This window comes from Deltaproteobacteria bacterium (assembly GCA_030690165.1).
Lineage (GTDB): Bacteria > Desulfobacterota > GWC2-55-46 > UBA9637 > UBA9637 > JACRNJ01.
In genome coordinates this window covers 27,746-43,532 of record JAUYHF010000041.1, presented here as the reverse complement: position 1 = coordinate 43,532, position 15,787 = coordinate 27,746, and the positions used below count along the sequence as shown (strand labels likewise).

Annotated in this window: 17 protein-coding genes; all 17 read left to right on the top strand. The window is 41.7% G+C overall.

From position 1 onward, the window contains the following. The 17 genes from gmd (at position 1) to prfA (ending at position 15,785) form a co-directional block, all read left to right on the top strand. Positions 1–975: a GDP-mannose 4,6-dehydratase gene (gene gmd, locus Q8P28_06760; GenBank protein MDP2682488.1), complete on the top strand. Its 975-nt coding sequence runs from the start codon at positions 1–3 to the stop codon at positions 973–975. Next, entirely contained in the window at positions 976–1,665 is a 690-nt protein-coding gene (locus Q8P28_06755; GenBank protein ID MDP2682487.1) for a YdcF family protein, read from the top strand. 103 nt (positions 1,666–1,768) lie between these two features. Then, complete coding sequence (locus Q8P28_06750) at positions 1,769–3,205, top strand: radical SAM protein (GenBank protein ID MDP2682486.1); 1,437 nt, start codon at positions 1,769–1,771, stop codon at positions 3,203–3,205. A gap of 14 nt (positions 3,206–3,219) precedes the next feature. Beyond that, on the top strand, positions 3,220–4,347 hold the full coding sequence (locus Q8P28_06745; GenBank protein ID MDP2682485.1) for an SPASM domain-containing protein: 1,128 nt from the start codon (positions 3,220–3,222) through the stop codon (positions 4,345–4,347). 473 nt (positions 4,348–4,820) lie between these two features. Beyond that, complete coding sequence (locus tag Q8P28_06740) at positions 4,821–5,456, top strand: hypothetical protein (GenBank protein MDP2682484.1); 636 nt, start codon at positions 4,821–4,823, stop codon at positions 5,454–5,456. Beyond that, entirely contained in the window at positions 5,446–6,759 is a 1,314-nt protein-coding gene (locus tag Q8P28_06735) for an oligosaccharide flippase family protein (GenBank protein ID MDP2682483.1), read from the top strand. Before Q8P28_06740 ends, Q8P28_06735 begins: the two co-directional genes overlap by 11 nt. A gap of 10 nt (positions 6,760–6,769) precedes the next feature. Then, on the top strand, positions 6,770–7,594 hold the full coding sequence (locus Q8P28_06730) for a class I SAM-dependent methyltransferase (protein MDP2682482.1): 825 nt from the start codon (positions 6,770–6,772) through the stop codon (positions 7,592–7,594). 27 nt (positions 7,595–7,621) lie between these two features. After that, positions 7,622–8,323: a class I SAM-dependent methyltransferase gene (locus Q8P28_06725; protein MDP2682481.1), complete on the top strand. Its 702-nt coding sequence runs from the start codon at positions 7,622–7,624 to the stop codon at positions 8,321–8,323. A 2-nt stretch (positions 8,324–8,325) separates the two neighbouring features. After that, on the top strand, positions 8,326–9,588 hold the full coding sequence (locus tag Q8P28_06720) for a glycosyltransferase family 1 protein (GenBank protein ID MDP2682480.1): 1,263 nt from the start codon (positions 8,326–8,328) through the stop codon (positions 9,586–9,588). Between the two features lie 3 nt (positions 9,589–9,591). Next, entirely contained in the window at positions 9,592–10,518 is a 927-nt protein-coding gene (locus tag Q8P28_06715) for a glycosyltransferase family 2 protein (protein ID MDP2682479.1), read from the top strand. Beyond that, a complete protein-coding gene (locus Q8P28_06710; protein ID MDP2682478.1) occupies positions 10,515–11,891 on the top strand; it encodes a radical SAM protein in 1,377 nt (458 codons plus the stop codon). The genes Q8P28_06715 and Q8P28_06710 overlap by 4 nt, the downstream gene beginning before the upstream one ends. 41 nt (positions 11,892–11,932) lie before the next feature. Beyond that, the gene (locus tag Q8P28_06705) at positions 11,933–12,385 is read left to right on the top strand and encodes a DUF2127 domain-containing protein (protein ID MDP2682477.1); all 453 of its coding nucleotides are present in this window, start codon (positions 11,933–11,935) and stop codon (positions 12,383–12,385) included. 7 nt (positions 12,386–12,392) lie between these two features. Then, entirely contained in the window at positions 12,393–13,067 is a 675-nt protein-coding gene (gene hisIE, locus Q8P28_06700) for a bifunctional phosphoribosyl-AMP cyclohydrolase/phosphoribosyl-ATP diphosphatase HisIE (protein MDP2682476.1), read from the top strand. A 95-nt stretch (positions 13,068–13,162) separates the two neighbouring features. Further along, a complete protein-coding gene (locus Q8P28_06695; protein MDP2682475.1) occupies positions 13,163–13,498 on the top strand; it encodes a histidine triad nucleotide-binding protein in 336 nt (111 codons plus the stop codon). Between the two features lie 91 nt (positions 13,499–13,589). Further along, entirely contained in the window at positions 13,590–13,799 is a 210-nt protein-coding gene (gene rpmE, locus Q8P28_06690; GenBank protein MDP2682474.1) for a 50S ribosomal protein L31, read from the top strand. Between the two features lie 85 nt (positions 13,800–13,884). Continuing rightward, the gene (gene thyX / locus Q8P28_06685; GenBank protein MDP2682473.1) at positions 13,885–14,577 is read left to right on the top strand and encodes an FAD-dependent thymidylate synthase; all 693 of its coding nucleotides are present in this window, start codon (positions 13,885–13,887) and stop codon (positions 14,575–14,577) included. A gap of 128 nt (positions 14,578–14,705) precedes the next feature. Next, on the top strand, positions 14,706–15,785 hold the full coding sequence (gene prfA, locus Q8P28_06680; GenBank protein ID MDP2682472.1) for a peptide chain release factor 1: 1,080 nt from the start codon (positions 14,706–14,708) through the stop codon (positions 15,783–15,785). Positions 15,786–15,787: the final 2 nt, after the last annotated feature.

Here is a 15,787-nt window from a genome sequence, read left to right as displayed (position 1 = left end):
ATGAATAAAAAAAGGGCTTTAATAACAGGCATAGCAGGACAGGACGGCTCATATCTTGTTGAGCTATTGTTGGGAAAAGGCTATGAAGTATATGGGTTTGTAAGACGTTCTGGTTTTGAAAACTTTGAGAGAATAAAGCATGTCAAAGATAGGATTTCTTTTGTGCAGGGGGACTTGACAGACCAGTCATCAATTGATGAGGCAATAAAGAAGGCAAGACCTGATGAGATTTACAACCTTGCATCGCAGTCATTCATACCGCTTTCATGGGAACATCCTGTGCTGACTGCAGATATAAATGCCACAGGTGTGGCAAGATTGCTTGAATCCATCAGAAAGTTTAAATCCGATGCAAGATTTTATCAGGCGTCATCTTCCGAGATGTTTGGCAATGCAAAAAAATCACCTCAGGATGAAAAAACACCGTTCAATCCGAGAAATCCTTACGGTGCAGCAAAGGTTTACGCATACTGGTTAACAAAAAATTACAGAGAAAAATATAATATGTTTGCATGTTCGGGAATACTATTTAACCATGAATCTCCACGGAGGGATATGGAATATGTTACGAGAAAGATTGCAAATGGCGCTGCTGCAATAAAACTTGGGCTCCAGAAAGAAATTAGGCTTGGCAGTCTAGATGCAAAGAGGGATTGGGGTTTTGCAGAAGATTATGTAAAAGCAATGTGGCTAATGTTACAGCAGGACATCCCTGATGATTATGTAATTGCAACAGGAAGGACACATACAGTTAAATATTTTGTTGAAACGGCATTTGAATATGCAGGGTTAAACTGGAAGGATTATGTTGTAATAGACCCAGCACTGGTAAGATTACCAGAAGAAACGATACTTGTTGGAAATCCTAAAAAGGCTATGGAAAAACTTGGCTGGAAACCCAATGTGTCATTTAAAGATATGGTGGAGATAATGGTAAAAGCAGATATTGAAAGTCTAAAAAACAGGCAGGCATAGATGTTCGACAGTTTTATAAAATATATTTTTAGGGCGGTTAAGTATTTCTGTGCAGCATTTACTACAGGTGCATTGATAATAATGTTTACACCCGTGTCTAACCAGTTAGCCAATTTGCTTGAGATTGAGCCAACTTATAAAAAGGCGGATGTAATTATTGTTTTGGCAGGAGGTGCATATCAGGGTGGAACGCTTACAACATCATCTAATGAGAGAATATTACAAGGTATAAACCTCTTTAAGATGGGCTATGCGCCAAAATTGATGATAGTTGGGAGCTCAATTAATTCTACCACAAGGAAGTTCACAGATGCATTTGCAGAATCTTCTGATGATTCCAGAATTAGCACAATAGATTCTATGGTAATGAAGGATCTCGCTGTTAGACTGGGTACTGATGAAAATGATATAATAATAGAAAAAACATCAACTCATACATATGAGAATATAAAAAAGGCAATGTTTTTAATGAAAGAGAATAATTTAAAGACGAGCCTTCTTGTGTCATCCGGTACTCACATGTACAGGGTTGCAAGAATTGCAAAAAAGATGGGCTTAAATTTTATGCCCGCGCATGCCCCAAATTACACTATCTACAGGGTGGGAGCTATGGATAGGTTGCGCTTATTTGATGAGACTATATGGGAGTTTATGGGGTTAGGTATCTACTGGATTAAAGGATGGATATAAAAACAATATATGACTACTGCTAAAGCACAGAAGGTTATAAGATTTTTTTGTTTTTAATGTTGGATTAAGGAAGACGATAGATTTGGTACGGAAGTTACAGGCGATGAGAAAACGCGTGCTTTTTATAAACCCCTGCAAAAATGATTACTTCACCGTGGGTCGCATGCACATGGGGCAAACCCTTCTTGGCGGTATGCTGAAGCATCACGGTCATGAAGTGGTGGTAATGGATTACGCTTTTTTAAGGGGGCTCAGAGGAAAAATCAGAGTCCCCGAAATAGAAGAGGTGATCGAAAGTTTCAAGCCCGATGTAATCGGAATAACCGTATTTACGTATGTTTATGACGAATGCCTATCTATAATAGAAAGGGTATCTGACTCCACTGCTGCGCCCATAATACTTGGAGGTCCCCATTTTATCATGTTTCCCGACGATTTTGGCTCCGATCGCCGGGTCAGCTACACGGTGCGCGGCGAGGCCGAGGGGATTATAAAAGACCTCGTGGCAACGGCAAAAAAGGGGGAAACACCGGTTTCAATAGATTGCACGCTGCCTTCCCCACAGGAAATCCCGGCGGTTAATCTGGACATAGCCTATGGAAACGAATTTCTATCCGACTACCAGATACAGTTAAGCAGGGGTTGTCCCTTTGACTGCTCGTTCTGCAACGTAAAAATGGTGGCTGGAAGAAAGGTAAGATTAAGAGACCTCTCGCTTTGCGTGAGGCAGATTGTCGAGGCAAAAAAAAGATACCCGAACATAAGGACAATAAGCATTACCGATGATGTCCCGACCATAAACAAGAATCGTTTTAAAGAATTTTTGAAGATGTTTAAAGATGCTGACCTTCATTGCCAACTCACGGTGGACAATGTGCGCGCGGACCTGATTGACGAGGAGATGATTGAACTTTACGTGTCAGCGGGCGGACAGAACATCTGCCTTGGCGTGGAAAGCGGACACCCAGAGGTATTTGAACTGACACACAAGGGGGAGACGCTTGAAAAAATAGCCGGGGCCGCGAGGTTAATCAAAAAACACGGGCTTACGCTCGGCATGTGCTTTGTCATAGGGCTTCCCGAAGACAACCTTGAGCGTCACATGGCATCGCTGCAATTCGCGAAAACTCATAAAGCCGATTATGCCTTTTGGAACATGTGCGTGCCGTGGCCCGGAACCGATGTGCGCGCGTGGTATGGAAAAAACGGAAGCGTGGGCGAACTACGCAATTTTTCCACCCTCATCGACCCGCAGGGCAATTACCAAATTCCGCCGGCTTTTACCGCGCAGTTTCCGGTGGAAGACAGGGTCAAGGCATGGCTTATGTCGAACATGGCGACATACTGGTTTGAGTTCGGCAGTCTGAAAAAAATCGCGAGCGAGGCCGTCAAATACAAACTCTACCGTTCGCTTATCATTTTTGTCTTTGGGAAGGTATTTCACCTTGCAAAGATGCGGATATTCCTGCTATACAGAAACTTTAAACAGTTCGGATTTTATTTTGTCTTAACGAAAGTGTTAAGAAAAATAAAGAGATAGGTGGGAAAGCAAAAATGGCAAAAGGGTTTATGGCTTTTATAAATTTTGCATACTTAGAGGAGCTTACTGCATTATGCAAGTATTACAACTTTATCTTCGCCAAAATACTGGTAAAGGAGTTTAGGATCGGCAGAATTATTGCCAGAATCAAGCATATTTTTTTGAAAAGAAACAAGAGATTCGAGGAACTTATAAATAAAAGGCCTTTCAGCTTAAATATAGAAACCATTAACATTTGCAATGCAAGATGTTGTTTTTGTTCTTACCCAAAAAAAAACAATAGAAAAAAAGAAGAAATGTCGCTGGAGTTATATGAAAAGATAATCAGGGAATATTCGGAAATGGGCGGAGGGTCGCTTGATTTTTCTCCGATTAACGGGGACTTTTTTTTAGACTCAAAATGTCTGGAAAGGATAGAAATAGCGAGAAGATATCCCAAGATAGGCACAATCACCGTCGTGACAAATGGCATTGCACTAGATAGAATTAAGGATGATTGGGGTTATTTTATTAACAATACGGATATCATGCATTTCAGTATCGGAGGGCTAACAAGAGAATCCTACCATAAAATGTACGGGGTGGATAAATACGAGAAAGTTAAATCAAATATCGTCAATTTCGTAAAGTTAAGGAATACAATAAAACCGGCATACGTTCTTGGATTGATTCTTAGAGTGGCTAAAAAGTCCGAAGTGTTTAAAAGCCCTGATTTCAAAGAATTTAAAAAGTTGGGAATTGACATTACGATTGATAATGTTTATTCCAATTGGGGTGGAACCGTAGGCGAAGAAGATTTGCCGGCAGGCGCAATTTTTAGAGAAAACATTCCCTCGCAGGCTAAATTGAACCCCTGTTTCGTTTTTTATATAGGACTGGGTATAACTTCCTCCGGGCTGGCAGTTGCCTGTTCCTGTATGAACGAAGCAATTTCTCCTGAATTGACAATAGGTGATTGCAGGAAAGAAACTTTGAAAGAGATCTGGAATAGCGAAAAGTATAAAAAAATCAGATCCTCTTTTGGCACGGAAAATTTGCCCGAAATTTGCAAGAAGTGCACTCATTACATGGACGGAGTTAAATATAGTCTTACGCCGGACGTGTTAAATTTCAAAGAAGGGCGTTACCCTTTTGGTTATTAACATTCTTGGAGTTTTGCATGTTTAAGAAGAACTTATATGCATTCAAAGAATTAATTAAGCGAACCCCTCTCGTTGGCGCTGTGGCATGGAGAGCGCGTTTTCTATTTGCATATTTAAGATCAACCGGCCCCAAAACTGCATGTCATTTCAAAGAGATGTTTGTCAACACTCAAGGGGAAGTATATCCGTGTTGCCAAGTTTGGGGTATCAATACCATGAAGATAGGCCGCATTGATGATGTTGATATACAGAAGAAATTAGAACGATTCAACGCTTATTGCGGTTGTTCACGCGCCAGGTTCCGAAAATTATTGCCATCCGATAGCATGAAAGTCAAACTTGTAATCGCGGAACTTTCCTTGGCTTGTCAGGCATCATGCGCGATGTGTTGCGTAGATTCCCCGTCATGGCATGGGAAATATGACAATTATGAATCCTTAGCAAAATTTATTGACCTTTGTCGTCCCGAAAATTTGATGGTGCAAGGCGGTGAAGTTTTAATTCAGAAAGAGTCTATCAAATGGCTGTATGGCCTTAAAAGTAGATATCCTGAACTGAAAATCATATTGGTTACCAATGGAAATGTAAGCCTTGACATGCTTGAAATGCTTGAGAATTTATTCAGCGCAGTAACTATTTCCATAGTTGGGTTTGAGCCTGAGACTTACAAGAAAATTATGGGACTTGATATAAACAAAACCATCGCCTTTGCGGAAGAGTTGATCAAGAGAAATAAAACAAAGACCTGGTTAAAATATCTTACAACCCCTTTAAATCTCCACGAGACTAATCTATTCCTGAAATGGGCTATAAAAGCAGCTCCGGAAAGGATTGTAATAGCTGATGCGGATACACGAAGATACATAAACGATACGAAGGACATGTTTTGGTCCAAGATTATAGAAAGGACATCTCATGATATAAAATCAGAACTCATTTCAGCCAGGACGGATTTAATCAATAAAAGGACAACCATTGCTTTTGACCAACTTGCAAAAGAATTGTTCGAGATAGACGAAAATTTTGTAAAAAGTAATGAATTAGGTTCGGTTGTTGACATAACAAGCCGTGCCGCTTTTTTCGTTGATAAAGGATTAAATGATCTTTAAAGAATATAGAAAATCTATGCTCGTGCGCGGCGCCATAGGGAATTTAGCGGTCAAGGCAATCGCCGTCACCATGGCTTTTTTTATACAAATAGTGCTTGCCCGCATGCTTGGCGCCGAGAATTTCGGTATATACGTTTATGCTTTTACATTGGTAAGTTTACTGATGATTTTATCTGATATGGGTTTTTCTCAGGCATCCATGCGATTTATCGCGGTTTACAATGGGGAGAAAGAGTGGATGCTCCTAAAAGGATTTTTACAATACACGAATAAAATCGTATTCGCGACGGCAGTTTTAATTGCTCTTCTTTGTGCTTTTGGGGTATGGGTCATAAGGGAGAAATTAAGCGCCGAATTTTTTTACACATTATTGATAGCTATTGCGGGATTGCCCATTTTATCCTTATTGCAGATGAAGGAAGGATGGCTGATAGGTTTTAAAAGGGTAATTCGCGCCGAAATCCCGCGAACTATTTTACAACCATCTGTCTTTTGCGCAGGAATAGTTATTGCCATCTTATGGTTCAAAATTGATTTTACGGCTGCAACAGCTATGTCTATAAGCATTATAGCCGCCGTGATTGCGTTAATTGTTGCTTCTTTCCTTTTTTACAAGATACGGCCCGGCGAGGTGAGCATTGTCGAAGCGAGTTTTAATTCCAGAGAGTGGTTTAACGTTGCAAGAGCAATGTTGCTAATCGCGGTTCTTTACCAGCTTATACTTTATAGACTCGGCATTATTATGGTCGGTGTTATTAGAGGCCCCAAAGAAGCAGGTTTTTACGTTGTAGCAAGTAACATTGCCGGTTTATTGACTTTAGTCAGTGCGGCGGTAAATTCCTCATTTGGCCCTGCAATAGCCGACATTTATGCAAAGGGAAATCACAAGGAACTTCAACATCTCGTCATGAAGGCTTCACGTCTCGTTTTGTTCGCTTCTTCTTTGTTGTTCGCCGTCTTTTTAGTTTTTGGAAAACGGATACTTGATTTTTATGGAGGGGAATTTTATAGCGTGTATTCGGCGCTTGCTGTGTTGCTTTGCGCCCACATTCTTATTGCCCTGTCCGGACAAATCGGCCTATTATTTAGCATAACAGGTCGTCATAATATGGTTGTCAGATTTTTATTAGTCGGATTATTTTTGAATGCCGCATTGAACATGGCGTTTATTCCAAATTACGGAGCACTGGGGGCATCTATGGCAACTGCATTTACGGCTCTATACTGGTATATCGCAATGGCTGTCAACATGCGGAAGAGGTTTGATATTTTACCATTTCCTTTGCGCTTAAAGATTGAATAATTTGAAGCCGATGAACTTTATAAAGAGAATCTATCACAGCATAAATTGTGCGCTTTTTGTCCTTAACGGCATGAAGCCTTGGAGGATTGGCTACAACTTCTACAAGCATAAAAAAATCCGTGAGACTCTTGAGCGCGGCGGTTTTGACGCAAAAAAACTTCCACCGGGCCATGGCTTCAGGATTGACGACAGGATTGTAGAATACCCGTGGCTTTTTTCAAGGCTGCCGGATGGGGAAGGAAATCTTCTTGACGCCGGTTCGGTATTGAACTTTGATTATATACTTTCTCACAAGGCGCTGGAATCGAAAAAAATATTCATTTCCACTCTTGCCCCCGAGCACAGTTGTTTCTATCGGATGGAGGTTTCTTATGTTTATCAAGACTTGCGGGATACGTGTTACAAAGACGATTATTTTGATTGGATAGTATGCCTTTCCACCCTTGAGCACATCGGCATGGACAACACAATAGTCTATACAAAGAACTTAGCTAAGAAAGAAAATGATCCGCTGGCGTATCTGCAGGCAATAAAAGAATTTCGGAGAATTTTAAAGCCGGGAGGAGTTCTTTATCTCAGCGTTCCGTTCGGGAAGCATAAAAATCATGGCTGGTTTCAGGTTTTTGATGGGGTAATGGTGGACCGGATTGTCAGCGCCTTTTCTCCATCGTTTACAATTGAGAATTATTTCAAATATGAACCTGATGGATGGATGGCGGCTTTTAGAGAAGAGTGTAAAGAAGCTCTCTCTTATGACATGATAACAGAGAAAACACCGGGCAAGGATTACGCCGCGGCGTCCGGGGCAAACGTTTGTTTGGAATTGGTCAAATAGCAAGATAATCTAATGGGGGAGATTTAAATGAAGGAAATATTAGATTCGTACATAAAAGTTGCTTTTGGCTCATATGAGCAGGCCGGGCCCAAGTTTAAACAGTTTGAACTCAACTATAAGCATTTCTTTCCCTCCGATAAGGACTCGAGGCTTCTTGACGTTGGTATCGGCAGGGGCGAGATGCTTACCTGCATGAAAAACTGGGGTTACAAAAATTATCTCGGCATCGATATTTCGCAGGATACGGTTGATTTTTGCAAATCCATCAGCTTAAACTGCGCGCTGGTCGAGAACATACCGGCATGGCTTGAGGACAAAAATAAAGATACTTTTGAAATTATAACACTTATTGACGTGCTTGAACATATAAGAAAAGAGGAAACTATCGGCTTTCTAAAAGCATTGAGGGCTTCCCTTAAAAGCGGCGGCATACTTATAATTCAGACCCCGAATCTGCAGGCCCCCGATGGACAACTCCATAGATACAACGATTTCACTCATGAGGTTGGTTATATAGAACACAGTCTTCAGCAGGTTTTAATGGCCGCCGGCTTTAAAGACATAAAGTTCGGCGGCTTTGAGGAATTTGCGATTGGCATATGGAAAGAAAAGATTCTTAAAATATTGCGAAGATTCTATTGGTTTTACGTAAAGAAGGTTAGGTTGATTAACGGAAATATGAATCCTGATATATTAACCCCTGTATTTTTTGCGGTGGTAAAAAAGTAGCTATGCGTATATGTCTGCCCATCGGATACCTTCCACTCGGCACGGTTGGTGGCGTAGAGACCTACGCACGGAACCTTGTGAAAACTATTCAAACGGTCGACCGTTCGAACGAGTACCTTCTTTATTGCTCCATCTCAAACGAAAAGGCTTTTCCCGTCATCGCTAAAAACTTCAAAAAAATAATTTCGGGGAAATATAAGCCAATAGAAATCGCGAAACTGAAAGCAATGGCTATTGTTGGAGGAATCATTTTTGAATCGGACAGTAAATCGCTGTTTATGAAAATCGTCAGACGTTCGGCCGAACTGGCCGTCAGAGCTGCAAAGTTTTTTCACAATCCATCTGCTGCCGTTACCTCGCAGCAGTGTGACGTCATGCACTACATGTTCAACGCCTTTCCGCACGAAAAACATTATGATGCGCCTGTGGTGCTTACAATTGTGGACATTCAACAGGAGTACTTTCCGCAGTTTTTCAACAAAGAATCTCTTGAACTTCGACGGCTTACCTATAGAGCATCGGCGGAAAAAGCCGACCACATAATTGTTATAAGCGAATTTACCAAAAGAAGCCTTATCGAGAAGTATGCTATCTCAGGCGATAAAATTTCCGTTGTATATCTCGGTCACTGCGAAAATTTCAAGAAAATAGACACTGGCGCGGTCAGCGCGTTCAGGAAACGGCACGTCCTGCCGGAAAATTTCATCTTTTATCCGGCGGCCACATGGCCGCATAAAAACCATATAAACCTTGTGCGAGCCTACAAGATACTCAAGGAAAAGTACGCCATCAAAGACAAACTTATTCTTACTGGAATTAAAAAGCAGAATCACACTAACGTCGAGATGGAGATAGAAAGACTTGGGCTCAGTGAATATATAACACACCTGGGCTACATGCCTTACGAAGACCTGCCGCTACTGTATAATGCCGCCGGCATTCTGGTTTTTCCGTCGTTATTCGAGGGGTTCGGCATCCCCGTGGTTGAAGCCATGGCAACTGGACTTCCAGTTGCGTGCTCGAACACCACGAGCCTCCCTGAGGTGGCGGGTGATGCTGCAGTTGTCTTTAACCCCGAAGATCCCTATGATATAGCCGAAAAAGTCAGCATGCTTTATGACAAGGACTTGAGAAACACCCTTATAGGGAAAGGGTTTGAAAGAGCGCGGTCGTTCACATGGGAGCGCACGGCAGAAGAAACTCTGAAGGTTTATGAAAAAGTTTACAAAGAATTTACCGGAAAGAACACTAAAGAGAAGGCTTAAAAAATGAGCAGACCACTCGTCTCCATAATAACCCCATCTTATAACCAAGGGGTGTTCATCGAGGAAACCATAAAAAGCGTCCTCTCTCAGGACTACTCAAACATCGAATACATAGTCATTGACGGAGGTTCAACGGACAACACCGTAGAGATACTTAAAAAATACGAGACACGGCTCAGGTGGATTTCGGAAAAAGACAGGGGCCAGTCGGATGCCATAATTAAGGGCTTCGGGATAAGCAAGGGCGAAATACTCGCATGGCTCAATTCTGATGACACCTACCTTCCCGGCGCTATAAAAACCGTTGTTGAATATTTCGAATTAAATCCTAATGTTGCCATGATTTATGGAAAAACATATTGTACGGATGAAGACAGTAGGGTTTTGGGGGAATATCCCACCGAGAATTTTGACTTAAAGACCCTTGCGACATGCAATTACATATCGCAGTCTTCGGTGTTTTTCAGAAGGGATGCCTACACGGCCGCCGGCGGTGTAGACAGGGAGCTTTCTTATACTATGGATTATGACCTTTGGTTTAAAATGGCAAAGAGATTTAGCGTGATGTACTGCGAGGATTTTTTATCTTGTTTTAGACTGCACCGTGAATCAAAAACTATATCCGAGAGGCATGCCCTTGCGGGCAATAAAGAGATCGTGGATACGGTAGTCAAACATATGGACTGGGCCCCTCTGAACAGAGTTTACGGATACTGTTATCAAATAGTTAGAAACCTGATGCCTGCTTATATAAAAAACCTGAAGCCACTGATTGTTTTGACAGCTCTCGTTTTTACAACCGTAAAGTATACAAGATTGAATAGAGGCATCAGGATGGAGGATATAAAACTGCTGAATTTTGGTATAATAAAAAAGCTATTTTCCGGATGGGGTTCTACTGACAGTTTAAGAGAAAAAGGTAGACCGTGAAGATACTTCTTGTAAACTGCATAAATCTTGACGAGGGACTCCGCTATACGGAGGATTCAGCGGAACATCTGGGAATCCTTTATATAGCATCTTCCCTGAGAAGGCATTTCACAGAAAAGGAGCTCGAAATAAAAGTTACTTACGGGCCGGTTTTCAGTTCAACACTTGATGACATTAAGCCGTATATCGTGGGTCTTTCTTCAGTATCGCAGAATTACCATATCGCCCAGAGATATGCAAAACTTTGCAAAGAAAGAAGCATCCCTGTCGTAGTGGGAGGCGTTCATATATCAACGCTACCCAATACCCTTACAGAGGACATGAACGTGGGGATTATAAACGAGGGCGAAGACGCCATAGTCGAACTTATGCGTATTTTCATGGAAGACAGCTTTCTTGCGAAGCAAAAACTCGCCGATGTAAAGGGTATCGTCTATCACGATAAAAGTGGGCTCTCAATGACTCCGTTTCGCGAACGCATAAAAAACCTTGACACTTTGCCAATTCCAGCGAGAGAGTTATATTACCATCCGCGCCGCGGGATTTTTACTTCTCGCGGCTGCCCGTACGACTGCATCTTCTGTTTTTCAAAACCCTTCTGGGGCGCGAAGGCGCGGTTCTTTTCCCCTGAATACGTGGTAAAAGAAATAGTCCATATCGTTGAAAGGTTTAACGTGTCTCAGCTTTCCATCTATGATGACCTTTTCATAGCGCCTAGGGCGAGGTTCAAAAAGATAGTTGAACTTATAAGGGAGGCGGGCCTTCACAAAAAGATAACCTTCAACTGTAACGTTCGCCCAAACGAGATAACGGAGGAAGTAGCGGAACTTCTTAAGAGCATGAACATAACGCACGTGTTTCTCGGCATAGAATCCGGCAATCAGAGAGTTTTGAAATACCTGAAAAAGCAGGCCTGCAGCGTAGAGCAAAATAGTAATGCCATAAGGATACTCAAAAAACAAGATATTCTTACACACGGGGGTTTTATTATCGGTTCTCCGGATGAGACAAAAGAGGAAATAATGGATACATACAGATTCATACGAAAATCATGCATAGACAGCTTTTCCCCTCTTATGCTTACCCCTCTACCCGGAACTCCTGTATGGGAAATTGCAAAGAAAAGGGGGCTGGTGACCGATTTCATGGACTGGAGTATCCTGAGAGAGGAGTTTAATGAGGTCGAAAATCGTCACATCATAATGTCCGAGACACTTTCAAGGAAGGAACTGTCTAAACTCTACAGAAAATTTAAAAGGCTTCAGAAAAGAAAGTATTTTTATCTTGCCCTCAAACACCCGTTTATAGGTATAAGAGAGGTGAGCAGGCTTGTAAAGAGGCAAGTCAACTCATGGTTTCCGCTTTACTTTTAGACACTAAAACCTTATAAATAGTAAGTATGGGACAGCAGGCGATGAAAAAGCATGAGGCCTTCCTAAAAATTATCATTATTGAAAAATTCACCCTGGGGATAATTGCCACCCTCTTATCCTTTGGCGTTATAATCCTTATAAATAAAAACATGGAAGTGTTTGCCAATCAGATTGTTGACTACTTTGGCCTTGATATGGATAACCGCTATATAGAGGCCGTGATAACAAAGATAGGGATGATTAAAAACGGAACGATTATCGGGGTTTCAATCGGCATGGTTTCTTATGCCTTGCTGAATCTCGCAATGGGCTACGGCCTGCATAGGAGGAAGCGATGGGCAGAATGGCTGACAGTAATTGCAACTGCGCTTCTTATTCCGTTTGAGATATATGAGATTATTCAGGAGCAGACACTAATCCGCATCGGCATCCTGATATTAAATTGCGTGATTGTATACTATCTTGCAAAGCATAAAGAGCTGTTTAAGCGGTGAGCGGTAAATGATGTTAATAGCGGCAATAGATATAAATAGCATAAAATTTGATGAAAAGGGACTTATCCCTGCAATTGCGCAGGATTATGCTACCGGTGAAGTCCTGATGATGGCATATATGAACAGAGAGGCGTTGGAAAAGACAGTGTTCACAGGCAGGGCGCATTACTTCAGCCGTTCAAGAAATAAATTGTGGCTTAAGGGCGAGACCTCTGGAAATTTTCAGGAGGTTAAGGCCATTTACTATGATTGTGATGAAGATGCTGTGCTTTTAAAGGTTAATCAGATTGGGTTTGCATGCCATACAGGAGAGAGGAGCTGTTTTTTCAGAAGGATTGATAAAGGCGCAGAAGAAGCCGCAGGCTTGGCGGTTTTGGCAGAACTCTTTAAAACCATAGAACAGAGAAAAAAGACCGCGCCGGAAAAATCATATGTTGCATCCCTGTATGCAAAGGGCATTGACAAAATTCTGGAAAAGGTAAAAGAGGAGTCCGCTGAGCTGATTGATGCAGCAAGGGGCAGCGAGAAGGGAGAGATTATCCATGAAGCGGCGGATCTCTTGTTTCATACATTTATTTTGCTCGGGCAAAAGGATATTTCTTTGCAGGAGATATTAAATGAACTGAAAAGACGGGCCGGCATATCGGGTCTAAAAGAAAAGGCGTCGCGAAAGAAAGCATGATTACACCGATTACATAAACAGATTACACTGATTTCGGAAACAAGATTTTAATCTGTGTAATCGTTTTTCAAAAATCTGAGTAATCAGGAGATACCATGGACTGTATCTTTTGCAAAATAGCAAAAAAGGAGATACCCTCAACAATAGTATTGGAGAATGACAGCCTTATTGCAATAAAAGATCTAAACCAGCAGGCGCCTGCGCATATACTCATAATGCCCAAAAGGCATTTTTCAACCATTCTTGAATGCAAGGATAAAGGCCTTCTGGGCGATATGCTTTCAATGGCTAATCAGGCAGCTGAAAAGCTCGGCGTCAGTAAAAAAGGTTTCAGGGTTGTTATAAATACAAACGAGGATGGAGGGCAGACAGTATTTCACCTGCATATGCACCTCCTTGCAGGAAGGCCCCTTTCCGGAATGATGGGATAAAGGCTGTCATGTGAAAATACCTGCAAATTTTTCTTGCAGTTAATTGACACAATTGTTATTATCTAAAGCTTAAATATTCTTGGGAGGTTGTATGAGAGAAGGAATACATCCAAAATACGAAACAACTGCTATTGAGTGCGCCTGCGGGTTTATTGCAGAAACCAGGTCTACCAAAAAGGATTTAAGGGTAGAGGTATGCTCTAACTGTCATCCGTTTTTTACAGGCAAGCAAAAGTTGGTGGATCCTGCCGGCAGGGTGGAGAAATTTAAGAAGAAATATAAGAAGAAAGAGGCAAGCTGATATATAGTGTCAGAGAGTCAGAGTATCAGAGATAAAAACAAAAACTTTGACTCTTTGACCCTCTGATACTTTGACACTGTATTCTATGAAGGTAACCCTCCTTAATTTTACCCCGGCCCCTGAAAAGACCGTAGTTCTGGCTGCCAAACTCTGCTATTCGGACAGTAATATATCCCAATTAGAGGAAAAGGTTCTTGGCGCATCTTTTGAAAAGTTTTTAGGGAAGATTCTCAAGATGGGACACCTCTCTGTGCTGGAGCATGCCGGTTTTACCTTTGGCATAGAAGGCATATCAAGGGCCACATCTCACCAGTTGGTGCGTCACAGGCTTGCGTCATATTCTCAGCAAAGCCAGCGGTATGTTAAATTCAAAGAGGGGCTGGAGTTTGTAACCCCGCCCTCTATAAAGAAAAATGCAAAAATAGGGGAAAAATTTTCTGATATCACAGCCTCGCTCTACAGTTTATATAATGAGATGATTGAGGCAGGCATACCGGCAGAAGACGCCAGATATATACTTCCAAATGCTGCAGAGACAAAGATTATAGTTACAATGAATGCCAGAGAACTTCTGCATTTTTTTGGCCTTCGCACCTGTGAAAGGGCTCAATGGGAGATAAGGGAGATGGCAAAGAGGATGCTTTCCCTTGCAAAAAAAGAGGCGCCATTTATATTTAAAAAAGCAGGTCCTGGCTGTGTAAGCACAGGCAAATGCACTGAAGGTGAAATGACCTGCGGCAGGCCAGACGAAATAAGGGAAGAATTTAAAAAAATATAGAACATTGCAAATTAAAGATTGAAGATTGCAAAAGTTAAAATTAAAAAATGTAAAGATAGAAAACTAACCACTATTTTGTTTTGCATTTTTTATTTTGCAATTTGCATTTTACAATGGAGCAAAGCGACATGCTTAAGCGACTTGAAGAAATAGAAAAAAGATATATTGAACTCGGAAATCTTTTAAGCGACCCAAAGGTTATTTCTGACCAGGAAAGCTTTCAAAAGTATGGCAGGGAACATTCGTCTCTGATTGAGATGGTGGAGGCATACAATGAATTAAAAAAAGCAGAGAATGAATTAAAGGAAAACAAGGCGATTATAGAAGGAAAAGATGAAGAGCTTAAGGGTTTAGCCAAAGAAGAAATCCCTGTTCTTCAAAAAAGAAAAACTGAATTGGAAGAAAGACTCAAAATCCTTCTTATTCCAAAGGATCCGAATGATGAAAAAAATATACTACTTGAAATAAGGGCAGGCGTTGGCGGCGATGAGGCCGCAATATTTGTTGCCGACCTTTTCAGGATGTATTCGAGATACGCTGAAGTTCAAAAATGGAAGGTGGAGATATTAAGCAGCAGCCCGACAGGAATGGGCGGATTAAAAGAGATTATAGCCATAATTGCCGGCAAGGGCGTATACAGCAAGCTCAAATACGAGAGCGGTGTGCATCGCGTTCAACGGGTTCCGGCAACAGAGGCATCGGGCAGGATACATACATCCACTATTACTGTGGCAGTGCTGCCTGAGGCCGAAGAGGTTGAAGTAGATATAAAAGAGGCAGATTTAAAGGTTGATACTTTTCGGGCCGGCGGCGCAGGCGGGCAGAATGTAAATAAGGTGGAAACTGCTATAAGGATAACGCATCTCCCGACAAATATTATTGTCCAGTGTCAGGCTGAAAGGAGCCAGCATAAAAATAGGCAACAGGCCATGAAAATGCTGGCGGCGAAACTTTTGGACATAAAGCAAAAGGAACAGGATACTAATATTGCGATGGAAAGAAAAAGTCAGGTCGGGACAGGAGACAGGAGCGAAAAAATAAGGACATACAATTTTTCTCAAAACCGTGTTTCAGACCACAGGATCGGCCTTACCCTTCACAGACTTGATGCTGTAATGGAAGGAGACTTAAACGAACTCATAGAAGCGCTCACACATTATTATCAGACAGAGGCGTTAAAAGGCCATAATATGGCCTTGCAGGTATAGGC